Source organism: Streptomyces sp. NPDC021012, assembly GCF_044333355.1.
In the GTDB taxonomy this organism is placed as follows: Bacteria; Actinomycetota; Actinomycetes; order Streptomycetales; family Streptomycetaceae; genus Streptomyces.
The window spans coordinates 22,639-39,923 of the sequence record NZ_JBIRQU010000012.1 but is presented as its reverse complement, the minus strand read 5'-3'; the positions used below and the strand labels follow the sequence as shown (position 1 = coordinate 39,923).

General features: G+C 68.8%; 13 protein-coding genes and 2 pseudogenes. 6 read left to right on the top strand and 9 right to left on the bottom strand.

What is annotated here, in order from left to right:
- Positions 1 to 145 precede the first annotated feature (145 nt).
- Entirely contained in the window at positions 146 to 3,982 is a 3,837-nt protein-coding gene (locus tag ACH4TP_RS31415; RefSeq protein WP_398439806.1) for a helix-turn-helix domain-containing protein, read from the top strand.
- 598 nt (positions 3,983 to 4,580) lie between these two features.
- On the opposite strand, the gene ACH4TP_RS31410 is transcribed toward ACH4TP_RS31415, so the two are convergent.
- Complete coding sequence (locus tag ACH4TP_RS31410) at positions 4,581 to 4,919, bottom strand: thioredoxin family protein (protein ID WP_389238189.1); 339 nt, start codon at positions 4,917 to 4,919, stop codon at positions 4,581 to 4,583.
- Positions 4,920 to 5,091: 172 nt separating this feature from the next.
- On the opposite strand from ACH4TP_RS31410, the pseudogene ACH4TP_RS31405 reads away from it, so the two are divergent.
- Positions 5,092 to 5,744, top strand: a pseudogene (locus ACH4TP_RS31405) (RNaseH domain-containing protein); the annotation flags it as partial.
- Between the two features lie 463 nt (positions 5,745 to 6,207).
- On the top strand, positions 6,208 to 6,333 hold the full coding sequence (locus tag ACH4TP_RS31400) for a hypothetical protein (RefSeq protein WP_389238185.1): 126 nt from the start codon (positions 6,208 to 6,210) through the stop codon (positions 6,331 to 6,333).
- A 25-nt stretch (positions 6,334 to 6,358) separates the two neighbouring features.
- On the opposite strand, the gene ACH4TP_RS31395 is transcribed toward ACH4TP_RS31400, so the two are convergent.
- The 7 genes and pseudogenes from ACH4TP_RS31395 to ACH4TP_RS31365 all read right to left on the bottom strand — a co-directional run bounded on the left by ACH4TP_RS31395 (position 6,359) and on the right by ACH4TP_RS31365 (position 13,041).
- Positions 6,359 to 6,805 (bottom strand): transposase, encoded by a 447-nt coding sequence (locus ACH4TP_RS31395; RefSeq protein WP_398439805.1) that lies wholly within the window; start codon positions 6,803 to 6,805, stop codon positions 6,359 to 6,361.
- A 124-nt stretch (positions 6,806 to 6,929) separates the two neighbouring features.
- Positions 6,930 to 7,208 (bottom strand): annotated as a pseudogene (locus tag ACH4TP_RS31390) (transposase family protein); the annotation flags it as partial.
- Between the two features lie 248 nt (positions 7,209 to 7,456).
- Entirely contained in the window at positions 7,457 to 9,559 is a 2,103-nt protein-coding gene (locus ACH4TP_RS31385) for a ribosome-inactivating family protein (RefSeq protein WP_398439912.1), read from the bottom strand.
- A gap of 62 nt (positions 9,560 to 9,621) precedes the next feature.
- Positions 9,622 to 10,158 carry a hypothetical protein gene (locus ACH4TP_RS31380; RefSeq protein ID WP_398439804.1) on the bottom strand — a complete coding sequence of 179 codons (537 nt, stop codon included), beginning with the start codon at positions 10,156 to 10,158 and terminating at the stop codon, positions 9,622 to 9,624.
- A 22-nt stretch (positions 10,159 to 10,180) separates the two neighbouring features.
- Positions 10,181 to 10,729 (bottom strand): hypothetical protein, encoded by a 549-nt coding sequence (locus ACH4TP_RS31375; protein ID WP_398180555.1) that lies wholly within the window; start codon positions 10,727 to 10,729, stop codon positions 10,181 to 10,183.
- 1,836 nt (positions 10,730 to 12,565) lie between these two features.
- A complete protein-coding gene (locus ACH4TP_RS31370) occupies positions 12,566 to 12,751 on the bottom strand; it encodes a hypothetical protein (RefSeq protein WP_398439803.1) in 186 nt (61 codons plus the stop codon).
- A 35-nt stretch (positions 12,752 to 12,786) separates the two neighbouring features.
- Positions 12,787 to 13,041 carry a DUF2283 domain-containing protein gene (locus ACH4TP_RS31365; RefSeq protein WP_398439802.1) on the bottom strand — a complete coding sequence of 85 codons (255 nt, stop codon included), beginning with the start codon at positions 13,039 to 13,041 and terminating at the stop codon, positions 12,787 to 12,789.
- A gap of 304 nt (positions 13,042 to 13,345) precedes the next feature.
- Here ACH4TP_RS31365 and ACH4TP_RS31360 point away from each other — a divergent pair, with 304 nt between their 5' ends.
- Positions 13,346 to 14,041, top strand: coding sequence for a transposase family protein (locus ACH4TP_RS31360; RefSeq protein ID WP_398439911.1), 696 nt, complete (start codon positions 13,346 to 13,348; stop codon positions 14,039 to 14,041).
- 230 nt (positions 14,042 to 14,271) lie between these two features.
- Here the strand turns inward: ACH4TP_RS31360 and ACH4TP_RS31355 are convergent, their stop codons facing one another.
- The gene (locus ACH4TP_RS31355; RefSeq protein WP_398439801.1) at positions 14,272 to 15,087 is read right to left on the bottom strand and encodes a S1 family peptidase; all 816 of its coding nucleotides are present in this window, start codon (positions 15,085 to 15,087) and stop codon (positions 14,272 to 14,274) included.
- Positions 15,088 to 15,660: 573 nt separating this feature from the next.
- On the opposite strand from ACH4TP_RS31355, the gene ACH4TP_RS31350 reads away from it, so the two are divergent.
- Positions 15,661 to 16,824 (top strand): erythromycin esterase family protein, encoded by a 1,164-nt coding sequence (locus ACH4TP_RS31350; RefSeq protein WP_398439800.1) that lies wholly within the window; start codon positions 15,661 to 15,663, stop codon positions 16,822 to 16,824.
- A 231-nt stretch (positions 16,825 to 17,055) separates the two neighbouring features.
- Positions 17,056 to 17,277, top strand: coding sequence for a hypothetical protein (locus ACH4TP_RS31345; RefSeq protein ID WP_398439799.1), 222 nt, complete (start codon positions 17,056 to 17,058; stop codon positions 17,275 to 17,277).
- The last annotated feature ends 8 nt before the right edge of the window (positions 17,278 to 17,285 follow it).

The window sequence follows — 17,285 nt, the reverse complement described above, 5'->3', positions numbered from 1 at the left end:
GCAGCCCGGTTCCGACGACGAAACAATCCCGCCCTGGCGCCGCCGCGCGACGCGAAACCCTCTTGTCGACCGAGCGCCGGAAACGGTTGGCTGCATGATCGGCAGGTCAGGGACGGATGATGCCGCTGCGGGATATGGGGTGGGCATGGGGCGTCAGGAGAAACCGCTCGACCCGGGGCAGGGCCCGGTGGCGCGGCTGGCCCATGACCTGCGTGCGCTGCGTCGGGAGGCCGGTGGACCCACCTATGCCGCCATGGCTCGCCGTGCCGGGTACTCGGTGGCGACGCTGTCACGGGCAGCCGCGGGCGAGCAGTTGCCTTCTCTGCCCGTCGTACGGGCCTACGCGACGGCATGCGGCGCCGATCCCGAAGAGTGGGAGGAGCGCTGGCGTGCCGTGTCGCAAGAACTGGCGGCATGTGAGCAAGCGGATGACGCGCCGTCCCCGTATCGGGGTCTGGCACGGTTCGAGCCCGGCGATGAGGACGTCTTCTTCGGCCGGGAAGCACTGAGCGAGGATCTTCTGACCCTGACGAGGGACCACCGGGTGGTCGCCGTACTCGGTCCCTCTGGTAGCGGCAAGTCGTCCTTGCTGCGTGCGGGCCTGATCCCCCGCCTGCGACGAGAAGTCCGGGACGGAGAACGGAACACGGGACCACGTCCGGCAGCGGTTCGCGTTCTCACCCCCGGCGCGCATCCCCTCGATCGTCACCGGTCCGCGTTCGTGCCCGCTGCCGGAGAAGGGCCGACCTGGGTGATCGTCGACCAGTTCGAGGAACTCTTCACCCTGTGCGCCGACCCCGCCGAACGTCTCGCCTTCACGGAAATGCTGCTGACCGCCCGGTCCGCGGAGAGCAGGCTGCATGTCGTGCTCGGCGTCCGCGCCGACTTCTACGCCCGGTGCCTCGAACACCCTGAACTGGCAGTCGTGATGCGTGAGGCGGCACTGCCGGTCGGCCCGATGACCGAGACCGAACTCCGCCAGGTGATCACCAAGCCGGCCGGCCTGCGGGGCACCGTCGTCGAGCGCGCCCTGACCGCCCGTCTGCTGGAAGCTGTCGTCGCGGAGCAGAACGCTCTACCGCTGCTGTCGCACGTACTGCTGGAGACCTGGCGGCGCCGTCAGGGCCGTACCCTCACCCTGGCCGCCTACGAACAGGCCGGTGGGCTGGGAGGATCCATCGCCCAGGCCGCAGAGACCGCGTACGCGCGGCTGGACGACGATCAGCAGGCCACGGCACGCCGTCTGCTCCTCCGCCTGATCACCCCCGGGGAAGGCACTGCGGACACCAAGCGCCCCACCACCCGCGCGGAACTGGAGAGCCTCGGTCCGCAGGCCGCGGACGTCCTCGACCACCTCGGCCGCAGCCGCCTGGTCACCCTCGATCAGGATCGCGTCGATCTGACCCACGAGGCCCTGATCACCGGCTGGCCCCGCCTCGCGGGGTGGATCGAGGAGGACCGGGACCGTCTGCGGCTCCACCGTCGTCTCACCGAGGCTGCCGAGCTCTGGACGTCCCTGGGGCGGGACCGGGGCGCGCTGTTGCGGGGTACCAGGCTGAAGGCCGCCGCCCAGGCGTTCGCCCCCGACAGCGAAGAGGGCACGCTCACCCCCGACGAGCGTGACTTCCTGGCCCGGAGCATGCGGGCACGGCGGTCCCGGATCCGGCTGCGACGCACGACAGCCGGCGCCTTGAGCGTCCTCGTCGTGCTGGCAGTACTGGGGGCGGCGGTCGCCGTCCAGCAAAACCGCGCCGGGAACGAGCAGCGGACGCAGAACACAGCCCGCCGTACCAGCACCGTGGCGGCCAGTCTGCGGACCACCGACCCGGCCTTGGCCGGACGACTCAGCATCGCGGCCTGGCGGCTCGCACAGACACAGGAGACCCGCTCCTCGCTGCTCGCCGCTCTGGGACAGCGCTCCGAGCCGGACTTCACCCCGCAGGTGCGGAACACGGAGACCTCGCACACGTCGCTGAGCGCGGACGGAAAGGTCGTTCGGGTCCAGGAGGGTAAACGCGTCCAGGTATGGGATACGGCCACCCGCACCAGGACGGGCTCCTACACCGTTCCCGGCCTGCTCACGGTGAGCAGCATGGCTGACCCGCGCGACCTCGAACTGTCCGTCTTGTATCCGGGACTGCCCGTATGGAGCCCGGACGGCCGATGGGCGGCAGACCTGGTGCCCCAAGGTCGCCTCACCGTGTGGGACGTGCCGGGCGGCGTACGTCGCACCGTTCCCGTACGGGGGGCGATGGTGGCCAGGGACATCTCCCTGTCCGAGCAGGGGCGGCGGGTCGCCTTCGCGTTGGAGGACCGCGCGGAGGTATGGGCCCCGGGCGGAAAGCATCCGCTGCTCACGCTGCGGGGCGCCCGGATCGGCGACGGGGCCGTCGCGCTGAGCAGGGACGGCAGCCTGGTGGCCCGTTGCGGTACGGGCGTCAGGGTCGAGATCTGGCGGGTTCCCAGCGGCAAGAGGGTGCCCCTCAAGGCGCTCGCCGTTCCCCGGGAAGCAATCCGCCCCACCTGCCAAGCGGGATCTCTGCGCTTCAGCCCGGACGGCAGAACGCTGCTCGCCCTGCGCGAGCAGGGTGCCGAACGCCTCGACATCGTGACCGGGGACACCCTGGACGAGCTGGTTCAGCGTGGCCTCACCGAGGTGTCCTTCAGCCCCGACTCCCGGTTCATCGTCGGCGTCACCAACGACCACCTGCTTCTCTGGCGCAACACCCGCGTCCTGCACGACCGGCAGGATCTGTACGCCGAGCAGGACAGGCCGCTGCTCCTGAATCTGCCCCTGTCCCCGCAGGACAAGCCGTACAACGTACGGATCGACAGCGCCGCCGGCGTTGTCCGCTACATAGGCATGGGCGGGCGCACCGTACGTGCCGTGAACGTACGCGACCTCATCACCGCGCGCTGGGACGACAAGAAGCGCCTTCCTTCTCTGCCCAGCCCCACCAGACACGTCACGGCGGTGCCGAGGACCGCGGACGGCAAGCTCTTCTACGAACTGCGGGACACGGGAACCGGCCGCCTCCTCGGCACCACGCCGGGCGTACGTCACCTCCCCGGCCAGCCTCCCAAGCCCGTTGCGGCGTTCAGCCCGGACGGCAGGTTCCTTGCCTTCACCCCCGCCTCGAACCCCATGGACGACCTTGTGAACGGCCGTGACGTGCCGGTGGTGCCCGCGATACCCGCTCGGCACATTCTGGTCTGGGACGTGGAGAACCGTCGCCCGGCAGCGGAGGTGACCATGCGTCAGGGGCAAGAGCCGTCCGTTCCCCTCGCCGTTCCCCTCGCCGTGGCGAACGCGGGTGGAAAGCCCGTCGTGTACGGCGTCCTCTCCACCCAGGTCTGGGACCTCACGCACGCCAAGCCGCTGACACCTTTCCGGGAAGGGGCATCCGCGACACGGATGGCGCTCCACCCCCGCACGCCGCTGATGGCGCTCAACGACGGGACGGTCCTGGAACTCCCCACGGGCCGGCTGATGCGTGACCGTACGGAACGCGACCTCGGGGACGCCATGGCGTACGACGACAGCGGCGACCTGCTCGCCGTCGCCGACGGCTCCGGACGGATCCTGCTGTACGACGGTGCCATGAGGTCCCCACAGGGCGTACTGGCCGGCGGTGAACCGGACGGCCCGGACGGTACGCCGGTCGCCGTCAGCGCTCTCGCGTTCTCCCCGGACGGCCGCACGCTCGCCGCCGGAACCCGGGCAGGCGGCATCCGGCTGTGGGACATCCCCTCCCGCACCATGATCGGCGCACCTCTGCCCACCAGCGGGGACAGGGTGAGAACCCTCGCGTTCTCCCCGGACGGCGAGTCCCTTCACATCCAGGGAGCCAACACCCGCCCGCGCACCCAACCACTCGCCCCCGAGCGGCTGGCCACCGAGCTGTGCACCCGCTTCGGCTCCCTCTCCCCCACCCAATGGGCGGCCTACATCCCTGATCAGGAGTACCGGGCCACCTGCTGAACCTTCAGCTCCTCGGCCGACCGGTCCAGCTCGGCGAAGGCCCGCTCCGCCTCTTCTTCAGAAAGGTGCTCCTCGGGGCCGTCCGACGAAGTAGACCGTCCTGGTCCCCGGCCCGACCCCGAACGATGACCGGCCGGGCCGGCCTGATCATCAGAGTCTGCCTGCTCGACAATCACGGCACCGCCTACTTCGATGAGCCCACAAAGAACAAAACCGCTTCCTGCCCCTGATGCCCCGTCCCTGAACGCAAACCGACGACCCACCTCTGGGTGCCGATCAGGCGGCACTTCCTGACGTCCCGCCGGTCGGTTCAGCGTCGGCGCGGCCCTGCGGCCGGCCCGAGTGAAGCTTGTCGTGGTCACCGTCGTACAGGTGGCCAAGGGCCTGTTGCTCGTCCCTCGGACGACCGGGACCGGTGGTGAGGAGTCTCGGCCCAGGGGTGGGCGTCAGGCTCGCGAGAGGACGGCGCGCTCGGCGCCCGTCCACCGCGCGTACTCCTGTCGCGCGCAGGCCCACCCGATGTCGGATCCGTCGCCCCAGGCTGAGCGCTCCGGCCGTAGGCCGCCACTGGCGTCGATGCTGTCGGTGTTCACGTCGATCAGAGGTGGCCGTCCAGGAGCTCCCGTACCTCGGCGGTGGTCATGGGTCCCTCGCCGTGCGCCACCGCCTCGCCCTCCTTCAGCAGGACGTACGACGGGGCTCCGGTGACCCCGTACCGCCCGGTCGCGGCCGGACAGCGTGTGATGTCGGCGCGGACGGCCGTCAGGCGGCCCGCGTACTCCTCGGCGATGCCACCCACCACGAGGTCCATCGCCCGGCAGGGATCGAGCGCCTTGGGCCATGTCCCGATGAAGTACGCGAGGACCGGGACGTCGCTCATCCCGAGGATGAAATCGAACTCCGCGTCCTCACGGGGTTGGTGCACCCGCTTCACCATGAAAGCTCCTGACCTCGCGTTCCGTCGTTCCACCCCCATCATCCCCCGCACGCCGCGAACCCGACGCCCAGCCGGTTCCCCTCGGCCGGCCCGGCCCTCAGCGCCCGACCCGTAGGCGTACGGGCGCGACAACCCGCTCGTACAGCGGCAGCGACACCCCGGACGGCCGGCGGTGGCCGACCAGGGCGGGGGCCGGGCGCCGCCGGACAGGCGAGACGCTCGACACACGCCCTACGTCGGCGCATCGCCTGCCGGGTCGTCCTCGTCCCCGGCCTGCCGCTCCGGCCCCACCGGAGCGGTGCGCGGCGAACTCCCCGCGCCAGCCCCCGCGGTGCTCTACGTCGACGGCGACGCCGTCGAATACATCTGGGCGGGCCTCACCGACGAAGCCCTGGGCCAGAAGCCGCCGCCCGGCATAACCCGGCCGGCGTCCTGGCTGCCCGGCCACAGCCTCCCCCGCGCCCAACGCCCCTGGCCACCGTCCGCGTCATCGGCGACCTGGAACGCATCGGCCGGCCCCACCGGCGCCCACATGCGCACCAGCGACGGCACCTGGCGCGCCACCGACACCACCAACAGCCTCTTCCAACTCGCCACCGACGACGGCGCCGTCACCTACCCCGACCTCCTGCTCGTCAACGTCTCCCGCACCTGGGCCGCCGCCCCGCTGGCCGCTTCGGCAAGCACGAGACGCGCTTCGACAGCGGCAGCCAGAGCAAGAACGGTTACGCTCACGCCGCCACCCGGTTCACCCTCATCGCTCAGAGTCCCGACGCCGACGGCGACCTCATCGGAGCCATCGCCGCCGTCCTGACCAACCAGGGCATCACCTCCGGCGTCCGCCAAAGCACCCCCACCCCTCTCCACCTCGCCCGCAGGATGGGCTCCCCCACCCGTACTACCGCCGCACCGCGGAGAGCGCCGAGGACGCCCCCGATGCCGCCGAAAACGAGAACACCGCGCAGGAGGGGACGACCAGCCTGTGCCCCGAGGCGCGGTGACACGGACGAGGAGACGGCCGGGGCGCTACGGGCCGCGATCGGGATCCGGTGTCCCGGGCAGCTCCCGGCCCGCAGGCCGCCGGACGGAGCTGCTGCTCCGCTGGGAGAGAATGCGGCGAATGCGCGTTGCCCCATTGCCCACGGCGCGATCGTCACCGCTTCGGGTAGCGCGTTCGTCGCGGCCGGGGGTGCCTTGCCGGGAAGCACGCACCCCTGTGGCCCGGAGCGGCTATACCGGAGCAGAGTCGACTGCCCTGCCCGCCGTAGGAGAAGGAGTCCACCGTCTCATGACCGATGCCGCGAATGCCCCTCCCACCACCCGCGCCGCCCGCGTGATCACGATCGTCGCCACCCTCTGCGCCTTCTGTGTGACTCCCTACGCCCTCGTCCGCGGCACCATCGGACGCCGCTGACCCGCCGAACCGGAGCCGCGCCGGCCTACGGCTCCTTATCCGGCGCGCCCCACCGGCCGACGGACCCGTCCAAGGCGCGGCGCTGCTGTTCCTCGCGGGCTATCTGCCGCGCGAGGACGTCGCGGTCGACGTACGGGTCGACCGCGGCGAGGGCCAGGCGCTGGAGTTCGTCCGGCTCCAGCTGCCGCTCCTGCTCGGCCTTCAGCAGCCGGGCGCTCTCCGCCCGCAGCCGGGCCGGCTCCTCCGCCGCGCTCACGCCGTCATCACGGCCTTCGGGCGCCGCCTGAGCCTCGTCTTTGCGCACCCACGTCCGCAGCGACTCCGCGGTGATACCGAGATCAGCAGCCATCGACGCATACGTCCGCTTCTCGGCCGCGGCGCGATAGAGCGGGACGGCGTCTCTCCTGAACTCCTCCGGATAAGGAGACTTACGTCCCACCTGGACATCCCTCTCTGGACCATCAAGATCCATTGTCCGGGTGTCCGCTCCAAAGGATCAGCCTCAGGGCTGGCCTGGCCCGACGCGGGGCACGCGGACCCCGTCCAGTAGGGGTTCGAACTGCGGCGCGTCCCCGCGCTGCCGAGGAGGACGAAGTCGGATCATGTTCGCGCAGCGTCTTCAGCAGACCCGGCGTACGCGCGGCGAGCAGGTCGACGATCGTGCTGGTGTATGTGTGAGCGGTGGACTCGCTGATCCCGAAACCGGCAGCGATCTTCACCGGGGTGGTGCGTTCGCGCAGGTGCACCAGTGGTGCCATCGCGGGCTGGGGCGGACGGAGCTTGCGCCGCCGGTCGCCCTCGCGGATGACGATGAGCTTGGTGACCCGCTCCACGAGTGCATGGGGCAGGTCGACTGCGGCGAGATGGATGGCCAACGAGGCCCCCGAGCAGCGTGATGGAGACTTCACACGTCTCGATCAACAGCCCGGGGGCCTCGCTCATTGCACGTGACGGCTCCCTACCCGGGTCTGCCGCACGATCGGTGACCAACTCGAAGGAGCTCGACAAGAACCGAATTGGCCGGGTAGCCCGGTAGCCGGGTAGCCGGGTAAACAGGCATACGAAGCTCCTGGCCGGCGGTGGATCTTGGTCGGGACCCGTCTACGACGCCTGACCAGGGTGGTCAGAGGCGGAAGGGGTTGGCTCCGACACCGGCCAGGAGGTACCAGGCGGTGGCGCCGGTGTGGCGGGAGGCGTAGTAGAGGTCGCCCTGGCCGGTGTCGAGGCCGTCGTCGGAGGCGGCGACGATCGCCCGGCCGTCGTTGTTGGGGGCCGAGGTCTGGGCGTTCTCCAAGGTCTTCTGGAGGACAGCGGCGCTGGCCGCATCGCCGGTCTTGTGGCGGACGTGGTAGGCGGCCAGGAGGTGAGCGGTGCCTTCGAACCAGACCTTGGTGGTGTCCATGGCACCGAAGCTGACGCCCTTGAACAGCTTTTCATTGGTGCCGGGGTCCACCGGGCCGTCCGTGGCGGCCATGCGTCCCGCCGCCCAGTCGACGGTGCGCTCGTAGGCGGGGTCGAGGGTGGCCAGGTAGCTCCAGGTCTGCACGTCCTCGGGCACGGCGTCCTCGTTGGTGGTGACGCCGTCGAGGCCTGTGCCGGTCCACAGGTGGTTGTGGTCGGCGCTCAGCATCGTCTTGACGAAGGCGAACGCGTTGTCCGACCGGGCTTTCCACACCTGGTCGCCGGTGAGCTGGTTCAGCATGGAGAAGAACGCGCCGACGTCGATGTTGTGCTCGGTGGCCTTCCAGGTCCGCTTGACCATGCCGCTGCCGTCCTCGGCGGTGGAGGTGTCGGCGTATCCGCCGATGTACCCGCCCGCTCCGCGGTCGTCGGCCGAGTTGGTCTGGATCCAATTCGCGGCCCGCAGCGCTCCGTCGAGGTACCTGCCGTCGCCGGTGGCCTTGTAGAGGTGGCAGAACGCCATGCCTGCCCAGGCCATGTTCCCGGTGTAGACCGACCAGCCGCCGATGTAGGGCGTGCCGGCCGGGTAGTCGCGGCCGAGCGTGGTGACGAACGGATTGGGCAGGTACGAAGCCCGGATCCGGCCGTCGTTCTCGGGGTCGTGGTCCTGGGCGTACAGCAGGCTGTCGCCCAGCCGCACCGCGCGGGTCAGGTCACGACGGGCGCCCTTCGTCAGGGCGATGACGGTGACGGCGTTGTCGTAGGTGAACGACGACTGGTAGCCCTCGGTCCCGAACTTGGTGCCGGGGCCGAAGAAACCGCCGGTGTAGCTGCGGGGGACGCCGATGCCCGTACCGAACTCGTCCTGCGTGTCGGCGATGTAGCTGTAGGCGGCCCGCGTCGACGCCGCCGGGGCGTTCGCCACAGATGTCCCTGGGGTGGGCTGCTCGCATTCCGGCGAGGGCGGGAGGGAAGGGTCGTCGGAGCACATGGGCATCGATCTCATGTTCGGACGCGCCAGGAGCGCCAGCCAGGCGCCCAGCCAGATCCGGTTGACGAACTGCGTCACCAGGCGCCCGGCGTCGTAATAGGTGTACTCGAAATAGAAGTTGTTCGTCTCGCTCCGCTGGGCGTAGATGTCAGACATCGTGGCCCAGTTGTTGACGAACACCGCGATGGTGCTGGCATCCAGCGAATCCCAGGTCCTGAAGGTTTCTATCAGCAGGTCTTCGATGTGGCGGTTTCGGGCTGCCTCCACCAGGGCCACGATGACAATCGTGAGAGGCTCGCCCAGGTTGTCGCTTCGCAGGGAGTCGGGCTGCGTCGCGCCGAGCGTAGCGATCGCCTGCTGGAGACCCGGCCAGCTGATGTTGATGGGGCGGCGGTCCGAGCTGCCCGGAATCGCCCGGGTGAGCCTACTGGATCCCATGTCCGGATACGATTCGCCGAAATTCAGCGTGGACACCTGCGGGTTGGTGCCGGCTGGGAGAGCGTTGATGTCGTCCGTGGACGAGTTCGGGAACCTGTAGTACCGGTTCTGGGCCGGCAGGTAGTAGCCCTGCACATACGTGTTCGTCCGATTGATGACGAGTTGGACTTCAGGGGCGTAATCGGGGGTGATGTCCCTGAGCGACACGACGACCATGCCGTCGCCAAGTTCACGTGGCTCCGTCTGTGCCGAACTTGCTCCGGTGGTGTGTGCCCCATCCCTGGCCACCCCGTTCCGGATGTCCTGGATGAGGTTTCTGTAGTTGGAGATGAAATCTTCTTCGACGGCGGAGGCGGGACTGGCCAGAGCCGGGAGGAGGGAGACTCCGAGAACCATCGCGAGAAGGCCACGGATGAATTTGGGGAACATACGGTGATCTCTTCCGGACATCTGATTTCTCAGCCTTCGTCGTGCACGGGCGGGGCGATCCCCGACCACGGCACGACATAGTCGATCGTGGCTACCGGCGGGCCGTCCGACTCCTTGGCGCCGTCGGCCCAATAGGCCACGGTGTACATCTTTCCGGGCAGCATCCCGTCGTCACCGGCCGGGATCGCCGCCGAGCCGTGGGAGGTGCACCGCTCGGCAGAACGGCAGACCCAGTCCCAGTCGATGCGGTGGCCGGTATCCAACTGGCCCTTCTCGTAGATCCCGATCCAGTCCTTGTTGTTGGCGGGAACCCGGCCGGTGGGAGTGATGTAGGTGACGACCAGTCCGGTATCCAGCGCCTGGAGAACGCCCTTCTCGCGAATGTGCGCGGTGGTCCACAAGGCGTCCACGAGTATGAACTTGTGACCTTGCACGGTCTCACCATTCGCTGCAAATGCTTGCACGCCCAGGGTGGCTGCAGCAGTGACGGCAGCGGTCAGGGAAGCGACAAGAAGATTGCGCCGAAAGCCTTTCCAGCGGCCGAAGAAACGCGTTCGCGTTCGCATGAGAGTGTTTTCTCCTCGAGGGTTACCAGGGGATGACAAAATCGACCGTGGCCGCCGGCCTACCCTTGGATTCATTCGCCGCGCCGACCCAGTACGCGGCGGTGTACGTCTTCCCGGACGCCAGCCCGTCGTTTCCAGCCGGGACGACCGCCGCCCCGAACGAGGCACACTTTCCGATCTCATTGGGGCAGACCCAGTCCCAGTCGATGCGGTGGGCGGTGTCCAACTGGCCCTTCTCGTAGATCCCGATCCAGTCCTTGTTCTTCTGCGCGCCGGGATTCCATCCCAAAGGGCCGTAGTAGGGAACCACGACACCCGTGTCATCGTCAGGAATGTTGAGACCCTTCTGATGGATCTGCGCGGTGGTGTACGTTGGTTCGAGCAGCATGAAATCAGAATCATAGGAGGGTTGGCTCGCGACATACGACGCGGTCGCCAGCACCTGGCCACCAGATTCCGTGGATGCCCCCGTAAGGCCCAGCGTCGCCAGCACGGTAACAGCGGCGGTGGCTACCACCAGAGGGATAAGTGATCCACGTCGGCGCTCCGCCCGACGCTTGGGGATTCTCATTTCAGTTCCTTCATGAACGCACGTCGGCTCGACATACCGAGGACCGCCGACTCTCGACATAATTCAGTGGCAATTAAATAGCCCCCCTCCCCCGCAAGAAGAAAAACTTCATACTTCATACTTCATCTTCCGCGGTGCGGCGAGTGCTCCAATTTTCCCATTCTCTGCTATCGACTCACTAATGAATCACTACTGATCAGAAAAGGTTCGGATTACGGGTCGTTGGCGGGGTGTTAGTGATCTGGTGGGGGTCGCGCGGCGCCTGTCGCCGTCGGCGCAGAAGGCCCTGCGGCGGCGGTGTTCGGGGCGTCACTGAAGACGGTCGACATCTGGGGCGAAGCACAGGTCGGCGGCCGTGAGGCGCTGGTCATGCACCCGCGGGGGCGGTGGGGTCTGTTCTTCCAGTGGGGTCTGTTCTTCCAGTGGGGTCTGTTCTTCCAGTGCCCGGACAAGCGGGCCGCGGAGCAGGACCCGGAGGCCATGTGCCGCCGGCACGAGGAGGTCTGGCCGACGATCCGGGCGAAGGCGGGGAAGGACGACGGCGAGGTCGCCATCCGCTCCGACCAGGTCACCGGCCGCACCTGGGGCGAGAAGGGGAAGACGCCGATGGTGCGGCGGAGCGGGACCTGGTTCTCGGTGAACGCGAGGTCGGCGATCAGTACCAGGCGCCGGATGGACTTCATGGTCTTCACCGAAAACCTCACCGCCGAGGTGATGTGTGCTGCTTTCTGGAGCGGTAACGCTGGAGAAGCTCAAACGCGGCGGAGGCTGTCTGCATCAACGTGCGTACCGGTAAGCAGTGACGCAACGGCTGGCACTCCCCGTCGGGACGACACTGGGCGGTTCCTCCCATCGACACGGAAGCAGCGGAGGAACCGCCCTCGCCTCTGTCCCGGTACCTGTGTGAGACCGACCGTATTCACATAGCCGGCCGACCTGTTCGCATCTACTTGTCCGTACGCCCCCTGTACTGCGAGAACGCGTCGTGCCCGAAGGTGACCTTCGCCGAACAGGTAGCGGGGCCGACCACGCGCTACCAGCGGCGGACGCCGCAGTCGCAGCGCCTGGCGTAGGACGTCGGTGTGGTGCTGGCGGGCCGGAGCGGTGCCCGGATACTGCGGATCTTGAACATCAGACTCTCGACGACTCCCTCACCTACCGGCAGGGCATTGCAGGCGGTGCCCCCGGTGCGATGCAGGTCAGCGACCGTTTCCGCCTCTGGCAGGGCCTCTCCCGCCGCGTCCAGGACATCACCTCCGCCCCCAGCTGCCTGCTCGCAGCCCTTCCCCTCGGCCGGTGAGAGCGGTCCCGCACCGACCGAGGAACCCACCGAGAGCACCGCGGTCGACAGCCGTACCGCGCGGCACGCCCGCAGACGCTTCGCGGCAGTTCAGGCCCTGGCACGGACCGGCCGAAGCCACAGCTCCGTGGCCCGGGAACTCGGCCTGGACCGCCGGACCGTCAGCAAATACGCCCGGGCCCGCACATGGCAGGAGGTGATGCGCCAACCGCCCCGCAAACCCTCCGCCCTGGACCTCTACCTCGACTACCTGCAACAACGCTGAGACGAGGGACACCACAGCGCGAAGACCCTGCATGAGGAACTCCAGGCCAAGGGATGCCTCGGCCACTACCAACGCGTGAAGATGGCCGTCGCACCCCTCCGGCGAGGCCTGTCCCGACTCCTCGGCCACTGCCCGGAACTCCGGCAGACTCACGACCGGGTCCGCCGGTTCGCCGCCATGCTCGACCACCGCGACGCGACACCCGTCCCTGGCTGGCTGGACGACCTCGCGCACAAGCGGCCTGGCCCCTCTCGTCGGCCCCGCCGGATCCCTACGCGAAGACCGGCACGCCGTCGCCCAGGGAATCACCACCCCTTACCACTCCGTGGTCGACGAAGGTCGCATCACCGACGTCAAACTGCAGAAACGTCTCATGGCCGGACGCGCCGGCGTCCCGCTCCTCCGCCACCGCGTCATCCTGCTCGCCCACCTCCACCGCCGCTACGCGGACTGGCACGTCCCCAAGTTGATGCGACGCAAGACAAGGACCGCTCAACCAGTTGATACACCTCCGGCATCCAGACGTTCAGACGACTCGAGCAGGTACTCGGGCAGCTGGGAGTCGGCCGCCAGTACCTCGATGCCGATGAGGCGTCCTTGCTCGTCGAAGTCCAGGTTGATCATGCCGCCGACCTCCACCGGATCACAGGGGTACATACGCGAGGATCTGGTGCGAACCTGCGGATCGGTGAGATGGACGTACGCTGCGTTCGCGGTCTTGTCGTACGTCACTCTGAGGTCTGCCACGACTGTCACGCTCCCTTGGTATGGCTGATGTCGGCACAATCTCTGCACCTGCCTGGCTTTGTACGCAAGAACGGGCTCTGGTTGACTTCTTGTGGCCGCGTACGCAGCGCGACTGTTGGCCGTCGTCAAATGACGGCCGAGGCCGCCCGAAAACCGCCCCGCTCGCGTGTGGTGAGGGCGCCGGTTCTGCGGCATGAACGAAGTACAGCCGCAGCTGGGTGAGCTGCTGTTCTGATCGGTGGAGAACCTGTCGGTGGAGTCGGTCGAGGTGGCTGACACGGTTGTCCGAGTCAAGGTCCGAGCCATGGCTAGGCGGGCGGTCTGTCCGGGCTGCGGGTGCTGGTCTGCGCGAGTACACGGCTCCTCCCTGCGATTCCCTCGTGACCTGCCGACAGCGGGCAAGCTGGTCGTGGTGCCGCTACGGGTGCGTCGGTTCGTCTGCCTGGAGGGCTCCTGCCCGCGCAAGACGGTTGCCGAGCAGGTGCCCGGGCTCACTCGTCGGTTCGGTCGGCGGACAGAGCGGCTGCGATCGACGCTGGTTTCTGTCGGCCTCGCGGTGGCGGGACGGGCCGGCGCCCGAATCGCAGATGCCTTCGGCGTGGGGATCAGCCGGAACACCCTCCTGAAGCTGATCACCTCTCTGCCGGATCCGCCTACCGCCACGCCCCGCGTGGTCGGAGTCGACGAATGCGCTCAGCGCAAAGGCCGGATCTACGGATGTTCGACCGCCCGGGATTCGAGCTCCTCCGCAAGCGCGTCCTGCTCGCCAAGTGCCCCTGCCACCAGGCCCGATCGGGCTAACTGCGTCCCTTGCCGATCCTGCGGGGCATCACGCCAGTTCCGGGTCCACTTCGAATGGCTCGCGGGCACAGCTGATTCCCGGACCACCGATGCTCACGGTCAGCCCCCCGAACTCCTGAAGGAACTTCTCCGCGGGATCGTGCATTCGGTACAGGATGTGACCGCACCACAAGAAGTGGACCAGAACCGCAAGAAGTGATCGAAGCCAACGGCTCCCACGCCCGCCCGAGGACGGCGAAATGAGCGGCCAATGACCACCACGGCCCGCGCGAACACGCAGCACGCTCCTGCCATCGTCGGTCCGCCCGCTCCTCCTCGGTCTCGCCCCGCCCGTCCGCGCCGGTGCTCGGCTCCCTGACGTTCGCTCCGCACCGCGGCTCCTGACGCCGTGGCGGGGGGGGGACCGGGGCGGTCGGCGTGTGTCGGCGCTCAGGCGTGGCGCCTGATGGTCCTCCGGATCCAGTCGGCGTAGGCCGGCACGTTGGTGTAGAGACCCGGCCCGGCCGAGCACGCGACCCCAGGGACGCCGGGACCCGAGGTGGTCCCGACGAGCTCCCACCGCCCCTGCCCGTCCTTCTGGAGCTGCGGCCCGCCGGAGTCCCCGAAACAGGCCATGGCCCCGGGCACACGGCTGACCGTGCACAGCCGGGTCCGGCCCGCATAGCCGGGGGCGCACTCGGCCTCGGTGCCCCTGCGCGTCTTGAGCTCCTGCAGTCGCTCCGCGAACTTCAGCCCGGTGTCGACGGTGGTTCCGAACCCCAGGATCCGTGTCGGGGTTCCGGGCTGCCCGACCCGCTTCGCGATCCGTACGGGCTTCTCGGTCACCGGGCGATCCAGACGGACCAGCGCGATGTCATTCTGGTTGGCGGCCTGCCCGTCACCGTTCACATAGCCCGGGTGGACGACGGTGCGCACGATGGCCCGGACGGTCCCCCCGGACTTCCGCTCCTCGCTGCCGATCCGGACGATGCCCTCCAGTTCGAGCCCGTCGCCTTGCACGCAGTGAGCCGCGGTCAGTACCCACTGCGGGTCGATCAGCGACGCCCCGCAGTTGCCGTCGTACACCCCCTGCTCCGGAGCCGATTCCGGGATCGCCGCCATGAACGGGTAACGCTCGGTGGAATCAGTTCCGTTGACGATCGCTCCGGCCTTGTCGGTCATCAGGTTGGTGCACATGGCGACCGCGAGAGCACCGACGGCGGTGGTGCGCGCCGCGCGGCGGCCGGCGGACTGCAAGCTGAACATGAGTGGCCTTCCCGTAGGAGTCCGGTGGTGTCCGTCCACCCTGCTCGCTTCAAGATCCACCGGACCATCCGGGTAGCGGTCCGAGCTCAGTGGGGGTACCCCCCTCGTGTTCCTCGGGCGAGTGCTGGGGGTTAACCCCCGGCACGTACCAGGGACGACCCCTGGAGGAAGTCGGTGGACCACCCCAGCGCGGCCCGCCCCCCGGCGCACGAAGATCACTTCATCGGCGCGGGAAGCCGCCGCACGCAAGGAGCGATCAGCATGCACGGGTACAGGAAGAGGAACGGCCGGCGAGGGGTGCTCGCACTCACGGGAGTGGTCGCCGCCACGACGCTGGCCACCACAGTGGCTTCCGCGACACCGGCCGTACGAGCCGCGGCCGTACGAGCGGCCCCGGCCGCACCCACCACATCAGCCGTCTCGATCGACACACCCGCCACACCAGCCGTATCGGCCGATCTTGTGGCAGCAGGCCGGGAGGCAGCTGCCGTACGGTCTCTGGAACGGGTCGCACACCCGCTGCGTACCACGGACCCCGGCGGCCGGACAGCGGACCTCCGGGCGCTGAGCAGCATGGTCGGGGACGCGAAGGTGGCGGGGCTGGGCGAGGCCACGCACGGTTCGCACGAGTTCTTCGCCATGAAGGAACGCGTCTTCCGACACCTCGTCGAGGAACGTGGCTTCACCACCTTCGCCCTGGAGATGAGCTGGTCGGCAGGGCTCCGGATCGACGAGTACCTCCAGGGCGGGCCCGGCGACCCGCGGCAGATCGCGGAGGAGACGCTGGCCGGATCTCCCTGGGAGCGCGAGGAGTTCGTGAGCCTGATCGGCTGGATGCGCGAGCACAACCGCCGCCACCCCGACCACCCGGTCCACTTCATGGGGGACGACCTCGGAGCGCCGAAGCTCGGCGACCCCGTCTTCGAGCGCGTGCTGTCGTCCGTACGCGAGACCCGGCCGGAGGCGCTGCCCCGGCTCACCGAGCTGTACAGCCGACTGCGTCCCTTCGACGACGTGTTCTCCTACCTGCGCAAGCCGGTCGCCGAGCGTCGGGAGAACGCTGCGCGCGCCCAGGAGGCGTTCGACCTGGTCGCCGGGCACCAGGGAACCGACGGCGACGACGACTACGCCTGGACCGTGCAGCACGCCCGGAACATCGCGCAGACCTTCGCCTTCGCCACCGTCGACCTCGCCGACCCGGCCTCGGTCACCGTCGCCGAGCGCCTGCGCGACCAGGCCATGGCCGACAACGTGCTGTGGTGGCAACGCCACACCGGCCACAAGATGCTGCTGTCGGCCCACAACGGCCACGTCGGATACCTCTCCACCCATCCGGACACCTACCCGCGGACCCAGGGGGCGGTACTGCGCGACGGCCTGGGCCGCGACTACACCGCGATCGGCTTCAGCTTCGCCGCCGGCTCCTTCCTCACCAAGGACACCTCCCTCGACGGGGACTGGAAGCCGGTCACCGTCCCCGCCGCGCGCCCCGGCATGAACGAGTACACCCTGGACCGGGTCCGGTACCGGGACTTCTACCTCGACCTGCGGACCGCACCCGCCGCGGCCCGCGCCTGGCTCGACCACGCCCGCCCGGTCTACGACGCCGGCTCGACCTTCACCCCAAACCCCCTGCCCACCCTGGCCCTCGGCCGGGCCTACGACATCCTCATCCACCTCCACCAGGTCCGCGCGGCCGACAAGCTCGAATCGCTGCCGCACGAACCGACCGGCTGACCACGCCGGACTCGACCTCCTCAACGACTTCCTCGCCGGCAGACCGCCGCGTTCTGTGAGCGCCCGGCTGCGGCGTGATGAACCGGCGGTCCGTCGAGTGCCGCTGGCGCGGGTTCGCCTGGGTCGACTGGGGTGGCTGGGGTGGCGTCGCCTCGTGGACGGGGAGACCGGTCGAAGCATGTTTTGGTGGCATGTGTCGGGGTGAGGCGAATTCGAACGCGGGAGAGGCGTATGGCGATGGTTGCGGGCAGGGGCGAGGGCAGGGACGCGGTGCGGTGGGAGGGCCCGGCGAGGTCCGTGCGAGACCTGGTGCTCGTGGTGGGGCTCGCGGGTGTGGTGGTCGGCGGTGTGGCCCTGTTGTTCAAGACGTCCCGCTCGACCGGCTCACACCTGCCGGTGGTCCTCGTCGTCCTTGTGCTGCTGCTGGGCGTCGGCGCAGCAGTGACTCGATGAGGCAGGGC

Coding starts and splice junctions, on each gene's coding strand:
- ACH4TP_RS31415 (WP_398439806.1), top strand. CDS start 146: ATGGGGCGTCAGGAGAAACCGCTCGACCCGGGGCAGGGCCCGGTGGCG.
- ACH4TP_RS31410 (WP_389238189.1), bottom strand. CDS start 4,919: ATGGTGAAGCGGGTGCACCAACCCCGTGAGGACGCGGAGTTCGATTTC.
- ACH4TP_RS31400 (WP_389238185.1), top strand. CDS start 6,208: ATGACCGATGCCGCGAATGCCCCTCCCACCACCCGCGCCGCCCGCGTG.
- ACH4TP_RS31395 (WP_398439805.1), bottom strand. CDS start 6,805: ATGGATCTTGATGGTCCAGAGAGGGATGTCCAGGTGGGACGTAAGTCT.
- ACH4TP_RS31385 (WP_398439912.1), bottom strand. CDS start 9,559: ATGGTTCTCGGAGTCTCCCTCCTCCCGGCTCTGGCCAGTCCCGCCTCC.
- ACH4TP_RS31380 (WP_398439804.1), bottom strand. CDS start 10,158: ATGCGAACGCGAACGCGTTTCTTCGGCCGCTGGAAAGGCTTTCGGCGC.
- ACH4TP_RS31375 (WP_398180555.1), bottom strand. CDS start 10,729: ATGAGAATCCCCAAGCGTCGGGCGGAGCGCCGACGTGGATCACTTATC.
- ACH4TP_RS31360 (WP_398439911.1), top strand. CDS start 13,346: ATGGCTAGGCGGGCGGTCTGTCCGGGCTGCGGGTGCTGGTCTGCGCGA.
- ACH4TP_RS31355 (WP_398439801.1), bottom strand. CDS start 15,087: ATGTTCAGCTTGCAGTCCGCCGGCCGCCGCGCGGCGCGCACCACCGCC.
- ACH4TP_RS31350 (WP_398439800.1), top strand. CDS start 15,661: ATGGTCGGGGACGCGAAGGTGGCGGGGCTGGGCGAGGCCACGCACGGT.
- ACH4TP_RS31345 (WP_398439799.1), top strand. CDS start 17,056: ATGGCGATGGTTGCGGGCAGGGGCGAGGGCAGGGACGCGGTGCGGTGG.